The organism is Methylobacterium tarhaniae, assembly GCF_001043955.1.
Taxonomy (GTDB): domain Bacteria; phylum Pseudomonadota; class Alphaproteobacteria; order Rhizobiales; family Beijerinckiaceae; genus Methylobacterium; species Methylobacterium tarhaniae.
The window spans coordinates 1-594 of the sequence record NZ_LABZ01000320.1; the positions used below are offsets into that span (position 1 = coordinate 1).

The window sequence follows — 594 nt, forward strand, 5'->3', positions numbered from 1 at the left end:
CCACGGCCCGGGTCGATGCCATCGGCAACCTGAGGATTCGCGCATGAGCCAGCTCGACGCCCTCACCCTGGCGGTGATCCAGGCCGGGTTGCAGCAGGTCTGCAACGAGATGGACATCGCCTTCTCGCGCTCCGCCTTCTCGCCGGTGATCGCCGAGGCCGACGACCGCTCGGACGGGATCTACGACCGCGACACCGGCGCGCTGATCTCGCAGGGGGAATTCGGCCTGCCGGTCTTCGTCGGCACGATGCAGTACTCGACCGGGGAGCTGATCCGGCTGATCCGCGAGGGAAAGGTCGGGACTCCCGAGCCCGGCGACATCTACATCGTCAACGACCCCTATCTCGGCGGCACGCACCTGATGGACGTGCGCTTCGTCAAGCCGGTCTTCGTCGGCGGCGAGCTGTTCTGCTGGCTCCAGAATACCGGCCACTGGCCCGATATCGGCGGCATGGTGCCGGGCGGCTTCTCGGCCCACGCGACGGAGGTCGAGCAGGAGGGATTGCGCCTGCCGCCGGTCAAGCTGTTCAAGCGCGGCGCGATGGACCAGGAAATCTTCTCCATCATCGCCTCGAACATCCGCGTCGCCGACCA

At 67.0% G+C, this 594-nt stretch carries 1 protein-coding gene; it reads left to right on the plus strand.

What is annotated here, in order from left to right; genetic code table 11:
• Positions 1-43 precede the first annotated feature (43 nt).
• On the plus strand, positions 44-594 hold a 551-nt coding region (locus VQ03_RS29575; RefSeq protein WP_048454511.1), incomplete at its 3' end, for a hydantoinase B/oxoprolinase family protein.